The 14,925-nt window shown below is 61.3% G+C and carries 12 protein-coding genes, 1 other RNA gene and 2 pseudogenes; 10 read left to right on the top strand and 5 right to left on the bottom strand.

Annotated elements, in window-relative coordinates; translation table 11 throughout:
- The first annotated feature begins 83 nt into the window (after window positions 1-83).
- Complete coding sequence (locus tag BHC62_RS08295) at window positions 84-1,247, top strand: putative zinc-binding metallopeptidase (RefSeq protein WP_070994722.1); 1,164 nt, start codon at window positions 84-86, stop codon at window positions 1,245-1,247.
- A 228-nt stretch (window positions 1,248-1,475) separates the two neighbouring features.
- Window positions 1,476-1,572: signal recognition particle sRNA small type (gene ffs, locus BHC62_RS08290), an RNA gene on the top strand.
- Between the two features lie 131 nt (window positions 1,573-1,703).
- Here the strand turns inward: ffs and BHC62_RS08285 are convergent.
- A complete protein-coding gene (locus tag BHC62_RS08285; RefSeq protein WP_029298197.1) occupies window positions 1,704-2,606 on the bottom strand; it encodes a DUF2167 domain-containing protein in 903 nt (300 codons plus the stop codon).
- A 190-nt stretch (window positions 2,607-2,796) separates the two neighbouring features.
- Window positions 2,797-3,111, bottom strand: coding sequence for a helix-turn-helix domain-containing protein (locus BHC62_RS08280; protein ID WP_029298195.1), 315 nt, complete (start codon window positions 3,109-3,111; stop codon window positions 2,797-2,799).
- Window positions 3,112-3,569: 458 nt separating this feature from the next.
- Here BHC62_RS08280 and BHC62_RS29290 point away from each other — a divergent pair.
- From BHC62_RS29290 to BHC62_RS08270, 3 genes and pseudogenes are all read left to right on the top strand, one after another.
- A pseudogene (locus tag BHC62_RS29290) lies at window positions 3,570-3,851 on the top strand (PAS domain-containing protein); the annotation flags it as partial.
- 792 nt (window positions 3,852-4,643) lie between these two features.
- Window positions 4,644-5,135: pseudogene (locus BHC62_RS29285) on the top strand (methyl-accepting chemotaxis protein); the annotation flags it as partial.
- An 18-nt stretch (window positions 5,136-5,153) separates the two neighbouring features.
- Window positions 5,154-6,851, top strand: coding sequence for a bifunctional diguanylate cyclase/phosphodiesterase (locus BHC62_RS08270; RefSeq protein WP_050492965.1), 1,698 nt, complete (start codon window positions 5,154-5,156; stop codon window positions 6,849-6,851).
- Here BHC62_RS08270 and BHC62_RS08265 read toward each other — a convergent pair.
- Window positions 6,824-7,591 (bottom strand): ABC transporter substrate-binding protein, encoded by a 768-nt coding sequence (locus tag BHC62_RS08265; protein WP_029298189.1) that lies wholly within the window; start codon window positions 7,589-7,591, stop codon window positions 6,824-6,826. The two genes, BHC62_RS08270 and BHC62_RS08265, sit on opposite strands and share 28 nt — an antisense overlap.
- Before the next feature lie 134 nt (window positions 7,592-7,725).
- Between BHC62_RS08265 and dnaX the strand changes: the two genes are divergently transcribed.
- The 5 genes from dnaX to BHC62_RS08240 all read left to right on the top strand — a co-directional run bounded on the left by dnaX (window position 7,726) and on the right by BHC62_RS08240 (window position 13,353).
- A complete protein-coding gene (gene dnaX, locus BHC62_RS08260) occupies window positions 7,726-9,765 on the top strand; it encodes a DNA polymerase III subunit gamma/tau (RefSeq protein WP_070994720.1) in 2,040 nt (679 codons plus the stop codon).
- Window positions 9,766-9,831: 66 nt separating this feature from the next.
- The gene (locus tag BHC62_RS08255; RefSeq protein WP_003193199.1) at window positions 9,832-10,170 is read left to right on the top strand and encodes a YbaB/EbfC family nucleoid-associated protein; all 339 of its coding nucleotides are present in this window, start codon (window positions 9,832-9,834) and stop codon (window positions 10,168-10,170) included.
- A 139-nt stretch (window positions 10,171-10,309) separates the two neighbouring features.
- Window positions 10,310-11,335, top strand: coding sequence for an NADP-dependent oxidoreductase (locus BHC62_RS08250; RefSeq protein ID WP_070994719.1), 1,026 nt, complete (start codon window positions 10,310-10,312; stop codon window positions 11,333-11,335).
- 59 nt (window positions 11,336-11,394) lie between these two features.
- Window positions 11,395-11,997, top strand: coding sequence for a recombination mediator RecR (gene recR / locus BHC62_RS08245; protein ID WP_070994718.1), 603 nt, complete (start codon window positions 11,395-11,397; stop codon window positions 11,995-11,997).
- 207 nt (window positions 11,998-12,204) lie between these two features.
- A complete protein-coding gene (locus BHC62_RS08240; RefSeq protein WP_070994717.1) occupies window positions 12,205-13,353 on the top strand; it encodes an acyl-CoA dehydrogenase family protein in 1,149 nt (382 codons plus the stop codon).
- Window positions 13,354-13,457: 104 nt separating this feature from the next.
- On the opposite strand, the gene BHC62_RS08235 is transcribed toward BHC62_RS08240, so the two are convergent.
- Window positions 13,458-14,006 (bottom strand): adenine phosphoribosyltransferase, encoded by a 549-nt coding sequence (locus BHC62_RS08235; RefSeq protein WP_029298174.1) that lies wholly within the window; start codon window positions 14,004-14,006, stop codon window positions 13,458-13,460.
- Window positions 14,007-14,096: 90 nt separating this feature from the next.
- Complete coding sequence (fnr, locus tag BHC62_RS08230; RefSeq protein WP_029298173.1) at window positions 14,097-14,831, bottom strand: fumarate/nitrate reduction transcriptional regulator Fnr; 735 nt, start codon at window positions 14,829-14,831, stop codon at window positions 14,097-14,099.
- Between the last annotated feature and the right edge of the window lie 94 nt (window positions 14,832-14,925).

Genomic DNA, 14,925 nt, shown 5'->3' with positions numbered 1-14,925 from the left:
CTACAAGGGACTGATTGCATCCACTTTGAACGATCTTGCGTGGGGAATGATCTAGTCTTGGGCACGCCCCTGGAGAGATCGCCATGTTCCGCTACTTCGAGCAACTCAGTTCGCGCATTGCTGCGCCGTTCACGGCGGGCCCGTCGCGCAACAGCAAGGTGTGGCAGTGCCGTTGCGGGCAGTCGCTGTTCTTTCGCAACAGCCAGTGCCTGGCCTGCTCGGCGCTGCTGGGCTACTTGCCCCAGCAAAGCCGGCTGTCGTCCCTGCAGCCGGGGCCCGTCGTCGATACTTGGCTCCAGGACGACAACCTCGACGCCGGTGCCTTTCGCCGCTGCGCCAACCTCGACACCCCGGCCGCCTGTAACTGGTTGATCCCGGCGTACACTACCGCGCCGCTGTGTGTGGCGTGCAGCCTCAATCGCACCATCCCCGACCTGTCGATCCCGGAAAACCACGAGCGTTGGCGCAAAGTCGAAACCGCCAAGCGCCGGCTGGTGGCGCAACTGATCAGCCTGGGGTTGCAAGTCATCCCCAAAACGGTTGATGAAGACAGCGGCCTGGCATTTGACTTCGTGGGCATCGACCTGGAAGGCAAGGCTCCCACAACAGGGCACGCCAATGGCCTCATCACTCTGGATATCAAGGAAGCCGACGACGAGCATCGTGAGAAAATCCGGGTGCAGATGCGGGAGCCGTACCGCACCTTGCTCGGCCATTTCCGGCATGAGGTGGGCCATTATTACTGGGATCGCCTGATCGCCGGCAGCCACTGGCTTGAGCCCTTTCGCAACCTGTTCGGCGATGAGCGCGCCAGCTATGCCGACGCCCTCGACCAGCACTACCAGAACGGCCCGCGCCCAGACTGGCAGCAAACCTGCGTCAGCGCCTATGCCACCATGCACCCATGGGAGGACTGGGCGGAAACCTGGGCCCACTACCTGCACATGATGGACGCGGTCGACACGGCCCTGGGTTTTGGCATGAGTGCGCGGGAAATGGACCTGGACTATCAGCCGTTTCCCCTCACGACCCTCTATGACCCTGAGCATCCTGGCGGGGCGGCGTTCCTGTCATTCGTCAACGCCTGGATCGAGCTGGCTGGCATGCTCAACGAACTGTCGCGCAGCATGGGGCAGCCGGATTTCTACCCGTTCGTGCTGCCGCCGGCGGTGATCGCCAAGCTGCACTTCATTCACCTGGTGATCCAGGAAGAGGGCGGCCGGGCCGACGAAGCCGTTAATCTGTAGGCGCGAGCTTGCTCGCGAAGATCGTTAACGATAACGCGGGCATTCTGGATGAATGTGGAGCACCCGGATTCTTCGCGAGCAAGCTCGCTGCTACAGGGCTTCTGCGAAACCAGTGGGCAAGTACTTGAACCTCATAAGATTTTTAATCCTGAACTGACGGTTGTAACTTCCGATGAGATCGGTACAATGGCCCCGCTTGCCGAGAGGCCAGCGTCGTTATGGTGACCCCATCGGTCCCCCCGCAACGATTACCCGTGAACCTGGTCAGATCCGGAAGGAAGCAGCCACAGCGGGAACATTGTGTGCCGGGGTGTGGCTGGTGGGGTTGCCTCCATAACGCTCTCCTGTTTGCATCCATTTTCAATCCGATAGAATTTTTCGCCTGTCCCAGCCTGTTCTGCCAGGGGCAAGGTAGCCGTACGCCGCGATTTCTCGCGGCGTTTTCGTATCTGGCAATCAGCCCTTGTTGCGATTGAAGAACTTGCGCGCGCCAGCCAGCAACGCCACCACACCAATCACCAGAAATTTCTTCGCCGCCAGCAGGAAGATGCCGATCTTGGCAAACAGCCCGGCTTTGCCGGCTATGCCGCCTGCGACCAGCGCTGCCAGGCCGTAAGAGGCCAGTTTGTCAGTGCTGGGGTTGTAGTCGGTGTAAAGATTGCCGTCGGTGAAGTTGGTGAAAGCCAGGACTTTGGGCAGCTCCTGTTTGATGGTAGGCAGGTCGGCCATGGCGGCGACGGCGTTGAGTTCCAGCACGCCCTCGCGGCCCAGCACGCGGATGCTGTAGTTGAGGGTGTTCTGGTCGGCGTCGTCGGCTTTCAGTTCGCGGGCCCAGTACATTTTGTGGGACTGTTGGTCGTAGTGCGGCGGTTCGGCCCAGCCCAGCAGGTGCAGGCCGGCGTAGCCCTGTTTCTGGCGTTCCTGATTGTCTTGGGCATCGTCTTCCTGCATTTGCTTGAGCAGTTCGGCGTAGTCGATTTTTGCCGCGTCTTCGTCGGAAATATGCCCGTCGTCCTTGTAGCTGACGATGACGCCCCAGCCGCGTGCCGACAGCGGGCTGACGGCCTTGGGTACGATCATGCCCAAGGTGTTGAAGCCTGGAGGGTTGCCCCAGCCATCGGTGAGCAGGCGTTCGGTGTCCTTGGGGTCGAGGTAGTAGAACTCGTCGTTGAGCTTGAGCGTGGCGATGCCGCCGGGCAGGGTGACGGTGCCGGTCTGCTGCTTGAGGGAGGCGAGGAAGTGTTCGGCGGTTTCGGCAGGTGCGCTGGCTTCGACCGGCGCTGGCGCTGTGGTGGCGTAGATCGGCGCGCCAGGCAGGCTCAAGGCGGCAGCCACCACCAGTAGACGGAGGTAGTTCATGGTAGTCCCTTACATTTTGAAATAATTGCGCGGAAGGATACCGAATCCGCCTGTGCCGCGCGAGCAGGCTGGCAAAAGGCGTGGCCCAGCGCCTGCCAGGAGAGGGGCTGTCCGGTCGGATCATGTCAGTAGGCAAAGAGCAAAGAACAGGTTGCATCAGCGACCTGCTCTCTTTTATGTCGTACGAGCTCTAAGGCTTGGACAAGGCCTGGTCTACCGCCGCTATCAGCTTTCCCAGATCCTTCGGGGTGGCCTTATGAATGACACCGAACAGATAAGCGCGCTGTTCTTCCTCATCGCCCAGATCGGCAAAAAAGACTTTCAGCTTCACTCCCAGAGCCTCTGCAAACAAGAAGAGAGCGTCAACGCTGGGTGTATAGGTGCCGGTTTCGAAGCGGCTAATGGTTTTAGGGTCAAAACCGGTTTTCTCACCTAGTTCAGCCTGAGTAAGCCCCGCTACCTTTCGATAGCGTCTGATGGCTGGACCCAAACTTGAAATTTGCATCGCTCAATTCCCATTTAGAATCAAGAACTTAACGATAAATATTGGCATTAGACAACGGCACGCACCATCACCTTTTCTTGCAAAATGTGATGTAATTCGTAGAATCGGCGTTTAGGACAAGTATTTGGCGGTGTCGTTTCACAGGGCATCTTTATGAAACAGGAAATCATTGCTTTCTCCTCACTTTCATAAAGGTAGTTGCAAAACAGTGGCTTGGCCCCAGCGCCAGGCTCCCTTTTGCGCGCCCATGCAGCCCCCGCCTCTCACACCAGACGCTCGAATTAAAGCCTAGTTGATCTTCGTCAAGTCGAAGGTCAGGAGCTGGGCAAAACCTGGTTTGGCCGCCGAATGGGGCCAGCCAGCCGATTGACGGTTTACCCGTCTGGAAATACCCCTCTACCTGCCGGATCTACCCGATCCCGGGCCGGTAGATCGAATGCTGTCCATGGAGCTTTAAAGTGCGCGTCAATTTGCCGGTCACCACAGTTGAACAGACTTTCGGGGAGCAGCAACGGCTCATTTCCGCTACTGATATCAATAGCCACATTACCTACTGCAATGCCGAGTTTGCTGCCATGAGCGGCTTCACCCAGGCTGAACTGATCGGCAGCACCCACAACCTGGTACGCCACCCAGACATGCCGCCTGCGGTCTTCGAACTGATGTGGCGCTACCTCAAGGCCGGCCAGAGCTGGATGGGCGTGGTCAAGAATCGCTGCAAGAATGGCAACTTCTATTGGGTCAGCGCCTATGTGACGCCGATCCTCGAAGATGGCCGGTTGGTGGGCTACGAGTCGGTACGGGTCAAGCCAACGCGTGAGCAGGTCAAGCGGGCCGAAGCGCTCTACGCCCGCTTGCGTGCCGGGCGTTCGGCGGTTTCGCTGCAGCAACGCCTGGGCCAGGTCGGCAATGCCCTGGCCATGCCCGCCCTGGCAGCGGTGGTCGCTGGCGGTGCGGTGCAATGGCTGCCCGCTGGTTGGGCGCAGGCATCCACCGCACTGCTGTTTCTCGGCCTGGGCGCTTGGGCTCACCTGCGTCTGGGGCGACAGCTCAGCCAGATCGTCGAGCATACCCCCAACACCTTTTCCGATCCCATTAGCGCCATGACCTACAGCGATGCGCTGGGTCCGGCCGCGCAATTGGAGATGATCCTGATCAGCGAAGAGGCGCGTTTGAAAACCGCCCTCACGCGCCTCAGTGACCTTGCCACCCAGATGGCCGAGGCGGCGACCGATTCCAGTGTGTTGTCGGGCAATACCGAGTCGGCGCTCCTGGAACAGCGCGCCGAAACCGATATGACTGCCGCCGCCATGACCGAAATGGCCGCGTCCATCGCCGAAGTGGCGACGCATGTACAGCAGACTGCCAGCGAAGCCCGCACCGCCAATGACCTGGCCGGGCAGGGCAGCCATGTCGTCGGTACCACACGCGAGGCGATCCAGCTGTTGGCGGCCACCGTCACCCAGATCAACCAGGCGGTGGGCCATCTGGCCGGCCAGACCCAGGAAATCCGCGTGGCGGCGAGCATGATCCAGGCCATTGCCGACCAGACCAACCTGCTGGCGCTGAATGCCGCCATCGAAGCGGCGCGGGCCGGTGAGCAGGGGCGTGGCTTTGCCGTGGTGGCCGATGAGGTGCGGGCACTGGCGGGCAAGACGCGGGAGTCGACCGAGCAGATTCAGGGCATCATCCAGAATCTGCGCGCTGGCGCCGAAGAAGCAGTGGAAATTGCCAGCACCGGCATTCACGAAGCCGAGCAGGGCGTGCAACAAGTGTTGCAAGCGCAACAGGCACTGCTGGGTATTCGCCAGGCGGTGGAGCGCATTAGCGGCATGAGTCAGCAAATGGCTGCAGCCTCACAGGAACAATCCCACGTCGCAGAGGATGTTTCACAACAGATCAATAACGTCGCGGCCACGGTACAAAAGACAGCGGGCAATGCCAACGCTGCAGTCATCCGTGGCCGCGAACTTGAAAGCATCTCTTCCGGGTTGCGTGCCCTGGTCGAGCGGTTCAACCGCTAGCCACCTAGAGCCTCATTCATGGATGAGAAATACCGCAGGGCCGTGGATGCCGCCGCCATTTTCTCCGAGACAGACCTCACCGGCCGCATCACCTACGTCAACGACCAATTCTGCGGCATGTCCGGCTACAGCCGCGACGAGTTGCTGGGGCGCAACCACCGGATCCTCAGTTCCGGGTTGCACCCTGCCGGGTTTTTCCAGGGTATGTGGCGCACCATCACCGAGGGCAAGGTCTGGCGCGGGGAGATCTGCAACCGCGCCAAGGATGGTTCGCTGTATTGGGTCGACAGCACCATGGTGCCGTTGGTCGATGAGCGTACCGGCAAGGTGCAGAAGTTCGTGTCGATTCGTTTTGATGTCAGCGAAAAGCGCCAGCTGTTGCAGACTCTGCAATGGCGGGTCGGTCACGATGTGCTGACCGGCCTGCCCAACCGCGCCTATCTTTCCGAATTACTCGTGCAGTCTTTGGAGTTCTCCCGCAGCGAGCACATTCCCCTGGCGGTGTGCATGCTCGACCTGGACGGCTTCAAGGCGGTCAACGATGGCTATGGCCATGCCTCTGGCGACCTGTTGCTGGTGGAGGTCGCCAGCCGCCTGCGTGACATCATTCGTGGTGAAGATGTGGTCGCCAGGCTCGCCGGTGACGAATTCGTATTGATCCTGCGCTACGTGCGCGACGCCGAAGAGTTGAACCGCGCATTGCGGCGCATCCTCACGGCCATTTCCGAGCCGTACTCGATCCTGGGCGCGCAGATCAACGTGTTTGCCAGCATCGGCGTCACGCTGTTCCCGTTGGATGACGAGGATGCCGATACGCTGCTGCGCCACGCCGACCAGGCCATGTATGTGGCCAAGCAAAGTGGCCGTAACCGCTACCAGTTGTTTGACGTGTCCCTGGAGCAGGAGGTCAAGGCCACCCACCAGACCGTGCAGCAGATTCGCCAGGCCCTGGCGGCGGGGGAGTTGTGCCTGCACTTCCATCCCAAGATCAACTTGCGCCACGGCCAGGTCGTGGGGTTCGAGGCATTGCTGCGCTGGCAGCACCCGATACGCGGGCTGGTATCGCCCAAGGATTTCCTGTCGTTGATCGAGCAGACCGACTTGATCGTCGATGTCGGCGAATGGGTCATGGACCAGGTGCTTGCCCAAATGCGCCAGTGGCAGGAAGCCGGACATCGCTGGCCGGTCAGCGTGAATATCTCGGCGCGGCATTTCCAGCGCGCGGATTTTGTCGAGCGCCTGCAACAACTGCTGGCCCAGCACCCCGACGTGGCGCCACACATGCTGGACCTGGAGATTGCCGAATCGGTGGCCATCGATCACATCCAGCGGGTCACCGAGCACCTTGCGGCCTGCCAGGCGCTGGGGGTGCGTTTTTCCCTGGATGATTTCGGCACCGGCTATTCGTCCCTCAGCTACCTCAAGCGCCTCCCGACGCAGACCATCAAGATCGACAAGTCGTTTGTACGCGATATCCTCCATGACAAGGACGATTTGGCCCTGACCCAGGCTGTGATCGGCCTGGCCCGGGCATTTGGTCGCGAGGTGATTGCCGAGGGCCTGGAAACCCTGGAGCACGGCCAACTGCTGCTGCGCATGGGCTGTGAAGTGGCCCAGGGTTACTACTTCGCCCAGCCGATGCCGGCTGCCGAGGTGCCGGCTTGGGCGGCGGGGTTTGATCTGCTCAACTATGGCGCCGGCGCAGGTGAAAGCTGACGTCCACCGTCGCCGGTATAGAGCTTGATGATTTCGTCAATCTCCCCTGACATCTTCATGCGCAGCAGCGTGCGCAAAATCCGTTGCACGGGCAGGGCTGGGTCGTTACGCACGTAGCAACCCAGGCTTTGCTCCTCGACCACCGCCACCACGTGCAGCCTCCGGCCTGGCGGCAACTGCTGATTAAAACGCTCCAGGGTCCACTCGTTGGTGACCGCGTACTTGAAGCGGCCCGCCACCAGCTTGTGCAGCACTTGCTCCTCGCTGCGGGCGTCGTCGCGCTTGAGTTGGCCCTTGGCGAACAGCGGTTCAAGGGTTGGGTAGGTGTAGTTGAGCACTGTGCCGATATTCTGTGTTACCAGCTTCGTCACATTCACCGACAGCGGCGGGACATGGGCGCTGACCATCACATTGCGCTGGACCCATAACGGAATGCTCCAGACATAATCGCCAGACAGGTTGTTGAGCCACGCCTGTGCGACGTAGCAGCGCACATCGACCTCGCCGCGTTCCATGGCCGGGGCGATGCGGGCCCGGGCCAATACCTGGAATTGGGCCGGGTGGCCCACCTGGTTTGCCAGGCTCAACATCAGGTCATGCAAAATGCCTTGGGTCGGCTGGCCCCCGTCGATCTGCACCATGGGCATGGCCCAGCTGTCGGAAATGGCAAAGCGCAACGGGGCGGGCGCCGCCAGGCTCAGTGAGGTGATCATCCATAAAGCGCCCAGGACTACGCGCATAAACTCTCCGGGATCAGCCCTTTGCAGGGCATGCCACTACCAGCTTAGTCAGATTAGGCGAGCGTGCCGGATGCAATTTCCCCCCTGCTCCGCTAGCATTACCGGCTCCCGCTTCCCAGTTGCGACGGTTTTCGATGAGTTATCAGGTTCTTGCACGTAAATGGCGTCCGCGCTCGTTCCGCGAAATGGTCGGCCAGACCCATGTGCTCAAGGCTCTGATCAATGCCTTGGACAGCCAACGGCTGCACCACGCCTACCTGTTCACCGGCACGCGCGGGGTGGGCAAGACCACCATTGCGCGGATCATTGCCAAATGCCTGAACTGTGAAACGGGCATCACTTCGACCCCCTGCGGTACCTGCTCGGTATGCCGGGAGATTGACGAAGGGCGCTTTGTCGACCTGATCGAGATCGACGCCGCAAGCCGCACCAAGGTCGAGGACACCCGCGAACTGCTGGACAACGTGCAGTACGCCCCCAGCCGCGGGCGCTTCAAGGTCTACCTGATCGACGAAGTGCACATGCTCTCCAGCCATTCCTTCAACGCCCTGTTGAAGACTCTGGAGGAGCCGCCGCCCTACGTTAAGTTCATCCTGGCCACCACCGACCCGCAGAAACTTCCTGCAACGATCTTGTCGCGGTGCCTGCAGTTCTCTCTCAAGAACATGACCCCCGAGCGTGTGGTCGAGCATTTGACCCACGTGCTGGGTGTGGAGAACGTGCCGTTCGAAGACGACGCGCTGTGGCTGCTGGGCCGCGCCGCCGATGGCTCGATGCGTGACGCCATGAGCCTGACCGACCAGGCCATTGCCTTCGGTGAAGGCAAGGTAATGGCCGCCGACGTGCGCGCCATGCTCGGCACCCTCGACCACGGGCAAGTGTTTGACGTGCTCCATGCGTTGATCGAAGGCGATGCCAAGGCATTGCTTGAAGCCGTGCGCCATCTGTCGGAGCAGGGTCCGGACTGGAATGGGGTACTTTCGGAAATTCTCAACGTGCTGCACCGCGTCGCTATCGCCCAGGCGCTGCCTGAAGGGGTCGATAACGGCCACGGTGACCGCGACCGCGTGCTGGCCCTGGCTCAGGCATTGCCAGCCGAAGATGTGCAATTCTACTACCAGATGGGCCTGATCGGGCGCCGTGACCTGCCGTTGGCACCCGATCCGCGCGGCGGGTTTGAAATGGTCATGCTGCGCATGTTGGCGTTTCGCCCCGCAGACACCGCCGACGCGCCGAGACAGCCGCTAAAGCCAGTGGGGATCAGCCAGGCCACAGTTGATTCCGCCAAATCAGTGGCTGGCGCGGCGGTCGTCGCGCCAGAACCTGTGGCAGTCGCCCCAGCCCCGGTCGCGGTCGAGCCTGTGGCGCCTGTAGTGGCGCCTGCGCCGGTTGCCGAGCCTGCGCCCGCGCCGGTGGTCGACCTGCCCTGGAATGAGCCGGTAGAGACCGTGGTCGAGCAGGCACCTGCCGAAGAGCCTGTCCTGGAAACCATCGCCGAGCAGCCCGAACTGACGCCGATGCCCACGCCAACCCCCGACAGCGTGGTGCCGGACGCGCCGGAGTGGGTCTCGGCACCGGTACCCGAGCCAACGATTGCCGACGTGGACGCCGCCACCCCGGGCATCGACCTGGATGACGAACCGCCGCTGGATGAAGACTACATCGAGCCGGACGTGGATTCGGCCTACAGCTACCTGGACGACCTGGCCAGCGAGCACACCGCCGAGCCTGCGCCCGAGCCCGAGGCGGAACCTGCCGCCATGCCGGCCACCGGCCTGGCCCTGCAATGGTTGGAGCTGTTCCCGAAATTGCCGATTTCCGGGATGACCGGGAGCATCGCCGCCAACTGCACGCTGATTGCCGTCGATGGCGATCACTGGCTGTTGCACCTGGACCCCGCCCACAGTGCCCTGTTCAACGCGACCCAGCAGCGCCGGCTCAACGATGCCCTGAACCAGTTCCACGAACGCACCCTGACGGTGACCATCGAGCTGATCAAGCCCGAGCAGGAAACCCCGGCCCAGGCCGCCACCCGTCGCCGGCTCAACCGCCAGCGCGAGGCCGAGGAGTCGATCCAGGCCGATCCGCTCATCCAACAGATGATGGAGCAGTTTGGCGCGGTGGTGCGACACGATACTATTGAGCCCGTCGAAGCCCAGGCCGCAGCGGGCTGATAATTGAAGGCGTCGTGCCCCGAGGCACGGCGCCGTATTGATCCACGTACTTTTGAGGTGATTCCCATGATGAAAGGTGGCATGGCCGGCCTGATGAAGCAGGCGCAGCAGATGCAGGAAAAAATGGCCAAGATGCAGGAAGAACTGGCCAACGCCGAAGTCACCGGTAAAGCCGGTGGCGATATGGTCAGCGTGGTGATGACCGGTCGTCACGACATCAAGCGCGTGAGCATCGACCCAAGCGTATTGCCGGGCGTTGGCGAAGACGACCTGGAAATGCTCGAGGCCCTGTTCGCCGCGGCCGTCAACGACGCCGTGCGTAAGATCGAAGCCAACAGCCAGGACAAAATGTCCGGTGTGACCGCGGGCATGCAACTGCCGCCGGGCATGAAGCTGCCGTTCTGATCGGTGACATGCAACAAAAAATGCCAGGCCTCGTGCCTGGCATTTTTGTTTGTGTCGGTCAAAATCGAACGTCAGTATTGCAACAGCTGTCTGCACCCTATACCGCTGAATTCAATCACCGATAAAAGGAGCCTTGCTGATGACTCAAGCCATGACCCTTAACCAGCGCATCGTCCTGGTATCCCGCCCGCAGGGTGCACCCGTGCCAGAGAACTTCCGCTTGGAGCGCGTGGCGCTGCCTGACCTGGCAGACGGCCAGGTCCTGCTCAAGACCCTGTTCCTGTCCCTTGACCCCTACATGCGTGGGCGTATGAGCGACGCACCGTCCTACGCCGCACCGGTAGAAATCGGCGAGGTAATGACCGGCGGTGCTGTCAGTCGCATCGAACAGTCGCGCAACCCCAAGTTCGAGGTGGGCGACCTGGTGGTCGGCGCCACGGGTTGGCAAAGTCACAGCATCAGTGACGGCCGCAACCTGATCCCCGTGCCCAAGGGCTTGCCAAGCCCGTCCATGGCTCTTGGCGTACTGGGCATGCCTGGCATGACCGCCTACATGGGCCTGATGGATATTGGCCAACCGAAGGCCGGGGAAACCCTGGTGGTAGCGGCTGCCTCGGGCGCGGTGGGCTCGGTGGTCGGCCAGGTGGCCAAGCTCAAGGGGCTGCGCGTGGTGGGCATCGCGGGCGGCGCCGACAAGTGCCGCTATGTGGTGGAGGAGCTGGGTTTTGACGCGTGCATCGATCACAAGAGCGCAGATTTCGCCGATGAGCTGGCCCAGGCCTGTTTCAACGGGGTGGACATCTATTACGAGAACGTCGGCGGCAAGGTATTCGACGCCGTACTGCCTTTGCTCAACCCCAAGGCGCGGATCCCGCTGTGCGGCCTGATTGCCGGTTACAACGCCCACGAAGCCCCCACCGGGCCCGATCGGCTGCCGGCGTTGCAACGGACCTTGCTGACCAAGCGCGTGCGCATCCAGGGCTTTATCGTGTTCGACGACTATGGCGACCGCCATCCGGAATTTATCAGCGCCATGGCGCCCTGGGTGCGTGACGGCAAGGTCAAGTTCCGCGAAGACGTGGTCGATGGCCTGGAGCAGGCACCCGAGGCATTTATCGGGCTGTTGGAAGGACGTAACTTCGGCAAGTTGGTCGTGCGTATTTGACGCTTATCCGAGGCGCGGGTATAAACCGCGTCTCGTTGTTTTGTCGGACCTCTGCCCCCATGAGCTTCAGCCCCCTGATTCGCCAACTGATCGACGCCCTGCGCACCTTGCCGGGCGTGGGCCAGAAAACCGCCCAGCGCATGGCGCTGCAACTGCTGGAGCGTGACCGCAGCGGTGGCTCGCGGCTGGCCCAGGCCTTGAGCCAGGCCATGGAAGGCGTGGGCCATTGCCGCCAGTGCCGCACCCTGACCGAAGAAGAACTGTGCCCGCAATGCGCCGATCCTCGTCGTGATGACACGCTGCTGTGCGTGGTCGAAGGCCCGATGGACGTGTACGCGGTGGAACAGACCGGCTATCGCGGGCGCTACTTTGTGCTCAAGGGCCACCTTTCGCCCCTCGACGGCCTGGGGCCGGAGGCGATTGGCATCCCGCAACTGGTGGCGCGCATTGAAGAGCAGGGCACCTTCACCGAAGTGATCCTGGCTACCAACCCGACGGTGGAAGGCGAAGCCACTGCGCATTACATCGCGCAACTGCTGACCAACAAAGGCTTGATCACTTCGCGCATCGCCCACGGCGTTCCACTGGGTGGCGAGCTGGAGTTGGTGGACGGCGGCACCCTGGCGCACTCGTTTGCCGGTCGCAAACCTATCGCCCTCTAAGCCAAATCTTCCCGTGGAACCCAGTCCCGTGTAGGAGCTGGCTTGCCTGCGATAGCATCACCTCAGTCTTGCTGATACACCGAGGTGCCTGCATCGCAGGCAAGCCAGCTCCTACATGGATTGTGTGTTGTCGGCCAGTTCTGTGTTTGGCTTGATAGCCAAGCAAGCGCTTGGTAAGTTCGCTCCACCTCTCCGTGGAGCTTGCCGATGCCTGCCTATCAGGAATACTTCGATCCCAGCCACCAATTGGTCCGCGACAGCGTGCGCCGTTTTGTCGAGCGCGAGATTCTGCCGGGCATCGAGCAATGGGAGGAGGCCGAGCACTTCCCGCGCGAGTTGTACCTCAAGGCCGGTGCGGCGGGGATTCTGGGCATCGGTTACGCCGAAGCCCTGGGCGGTAGCCACGAGGGCGACCTGTTCGCCAAGGTCGCCGCCAGCGAAGAGTTGATGCGTTGTGGTTCCGCAGGCGTGGTGGCGGGGCTGGGCTCGCTGGATATCGGCCTGCCGCCCATCGTCAAATGGGCCCGCCCCGAGATCCGCGCGCGTGTCGCTCCCCAGGTCTTGTCTGGCGAGAAGATCATGGCCTTGGCCGTCACTGAGCCGGGGGGTGGTTCTGACGTGGCCAGCCTGCAAACCCGAGCCGTGCGTGAGGGCGACTGTTATCGGGTCAGTGGCAGCAAAACCTTTATCACCAGCGGCGTGCGCGCCGACTACTACACCGTGGCTGTACGTACCGGCGGGCCGGGCTTTGGCGGCATCAGCCTGTTGCTGATCGAGAAGGGCATGCCAGGCTTCACCGTCGGCCAACCGTTGAAGAAAATGGGCTGGTGGGCGTCGGATACTGCCGAATTGTTCTTCGACGATTGCCAGGTGCCGGTAGACAACCTGATCGGCAGCGAGAACATGGGCTTTGCCTGCATCATGGGCAATTTCCAGAGCGAACGCCTGGCCCTGGCGTTGATGGCCAACATGACGGCGCAGATGGCGCTGGAAGAGAGCTTGAAGTGGGCCGCCCAGCGGGAGGCCTTTGGCAAACCGATCGGCAAGTTCCAGGTGCTCAAGCACCGCCTGGCGGAGATGGCCACGGCGGTCGAGGTTTCCCGGGAGTTCACTTACCGCCAGGCGGCGAAGATGGCCGCGGGCAAGAGTGTGATCAAGGAGATTTCCATGGCCAAGAATCTTGCCACCGACACGGCTGACCGGGTGACGTATGACGCGGTGCAGATTCTTGGCGGGCTGGGTTATATGCGCGGCAGCCTGGTGGAGCGGCTGTACCGGGACAATCGGATTTTGTCGATTGGTGGCGGCACTCGGGAGGTGATGAACGAGATCATCAGTAAGCAGATGGGGTTGTGATTGATAAGGTTCTCAGGGGCCTCATCGCGGGCATTCAAAAGTTGGAACTCGGTCCAATGTGTGTGTGGGCTTGCCCGCGATGAGGCCCGCCCAGACACAGCAAATCAGCGCTCAGTCAATCCGAACTGGGTCAAACAGAACGTCGGGACCCCCATATCCTCCAACCGCTGCGAGCCACCCAGTTCCGGCAAGTCAATGATCGCTGCGGCTTCAAAAATCCGTGCACCCATGCGCCGTGCCAGGTTGGCCGCAGCAATCAAGGTGCCACCTGTGGCGATCAGGTCATCGAACATCAGCACCGAATCCCCTTCACACAGGCTGTCGGCGTGCACTTCGAGGAAGGCTTCACCGTATTCGGTCTGATAGCCCTCGGACAGCACGTCCGCTGGCAGCTTGCCCTGTTTGCGGAACAGGATCAGTGGTTTGTTCAGTTGATAGGCAATCACCGAACCGATCAAAAAGCCCCGGGCATCCATCGCGCCGATGTGCGTGAACTCGGCTTCGACGTAGCGATGGATAAAAGTGTCAGCCACCAGGCGCATGGCCTTGGGCGACTGGAACAGCGGCGTGATATCGCGAAAGATCACCCCAGGCTTGGGGAAGTCGATGACGGGGCGGATCAGGGATTTGATGTCGAAGGAGTCGAAAGCCATCGTCGGGAGTCCTGGGGGCAAAGACTCGCCAGTATACCTGCGGCCTGGCCGGTTGGCTTGGCCGCAAGTGTCGCATCCCGCGTGCGGCGGTCAGCCGTCGAGGGAGCCGCCGGCCAGTGCGCAGAGCTGGATCGGGTCGAGGATATGAACTTCCTTGCCCTCGGCGGCAATCAGTTCGTTTTGCTGGAAGCGGGTGAACACCCGGGAGACGGTTTCCACCGCCAGGCCCAGGTAATTGCCGATTTCGTTGCGCGACATGCTCAGACGGAACTGGTTGGCCGAGAAACCACGGGCGCGGAAACGTGCCGACAGGTTGACCAGGAAGGTGGCAATCCGTTCGTCGGCGGTTTTTTTCGACAACAGCAGCATCATTTGCTGGTCATCCCGGATTTCCCGGCTCATCACGCGCATCAACTGGCGGCGCAACTGTGGCAGTTGCAGGGCCAGTTCATCCAGGCGTTCGAACGGAATCTCGCACACCGACGTGGTTTCCAGGGCCTGGGCCGACACCGGGTGGATCTCGGTGTCCATGCCCGACAGGCCTACCAGTTCGCTGGGCAGGTGGAAACCGGTGATCTGCTCTTCGCCGCTATCGCTCAAGCTGAACGTTTTCAAGGCGCCCGAGCGTACTGCATAGACGGAATCGAACTGATCACCCTGGCGAAACAGAAACTCGCCTTTCTTCAGTGGGCGACCACGTTTAACGATTTCGTCCAGCGCATCCATGTCTTCCAGATTCAGCGAAAGTGGCAAGCAGAGGGGCGCCAGGCTGCAATCCTTGCAGTGAGCCTGGCTGTGAGCGCGCAGTTTAACTGGCTCGGACATTTCTTAAATCCTTGTGGGAAAACACACATAAGACGTAAGGGTACCGCACTGAGGGACTATCAGGCCAGCCTGTACAAAAAACCGGCAGGGGTAT

It is taken from the genome of Pseudomonas sp. 06C 126 (assembly GCF_001855215.1).
Classification (GTDB): Bacteria; Pseudomonadota; Gammaproteobacteria; order Pseudomonadales; family Pseudomonadaceae; genus Aquipseudomonas; species Aquipseudomonas proteolytica.
Note: the sequence above shows the minus strand (reverse complement) of the source record. Positions and strands in the feature narration are given on the sequence as shown.

Bases quoted from the DNA above. Each gene is read 5' to 3' on its own strand.
- BHC62_RS08235 (WP_029298174.1), bottom strand. From the start codon at position 14,006: ATGGCTTTCGACTCCTTCGACATCAAATCCCTGATCCGCCCCGTCATC.
- BHC62_RS08270 (WP_050492965.1), top strand. From the start codon at position 5,154: ATGGATGAGAAATACCGCAGGGCCGTGGATGCCGCCGCCATTTTCTCC.
- BHC62_RS08240 (WP_070994717.1), top strand. From the start codon at position 12,205: ATGCCTGCCTATCAGGAATACTTCGATCCCAGCCACCAATTGGTCCGC.
- dnaX (WP_070994720.1), top strand. From the start codon at position 7,726: ATGAGTTATCAGGTTCTTGCACGTAAATGGCGTCCGCGCTCGTTCCGC.
- BHC62_RS08265 (WP_029298189.1), bottom strand. From the start codon at position 7,591: ATGCGCGTAGTCCTGGGCGCTTTATGGATGATCACCTCACTGAGCCTG.
- BHC62_RS08295 (WP_070994722.1), top strand. From the start codon at position 84: ATGTTCCGCTACTTCGAGCAACTCAGTTCGCGCATTGCTGCGCCGTTC.
- fnr (WP_029298173.1), bottom strand. From the start codon at position 14,831: ATGTCCGAGCCAGTTAAACTGCGCGCTCACAGCCAGGCTCACTGCAAG.
- BHC62_RS08280 (WP_029298195.1), bottom strand. From the start codon at position 3,111: ATGCAAATTTCAAGTTTGGGTCCAGCCATCAGACGCTATCGAAAGGTA.
- BHC62_RS08285 (WP_029298197.1), bottom strand. From the start codon at position 2,606: ATGAACTACCTCCGTCTACTGGTGGTGGCTGCCGCCTTGAGCCTGCCT.
- BHC62_RS08255 (WP_003193199.1), top strand. From the start codon at position 9,832: ATGATGAAAGGTGGCATGGCCGGCCTGATGAAGCAGGCGCAGCAGATG.
- BHC62_RS08250 (WP_070994719.1), top strand. From the start codon at position 10,310: ATGACTCAAGCCATGACCCTTAACCAGCGCATCGTCCTGGTATCCCGC.
- recR (WP_070994718.1), top strand. From the start codon at position 11,395: ATGAGCTTCAGCCCCCTGATTCGCCAACTGATCGACGCCCTGCGCACC.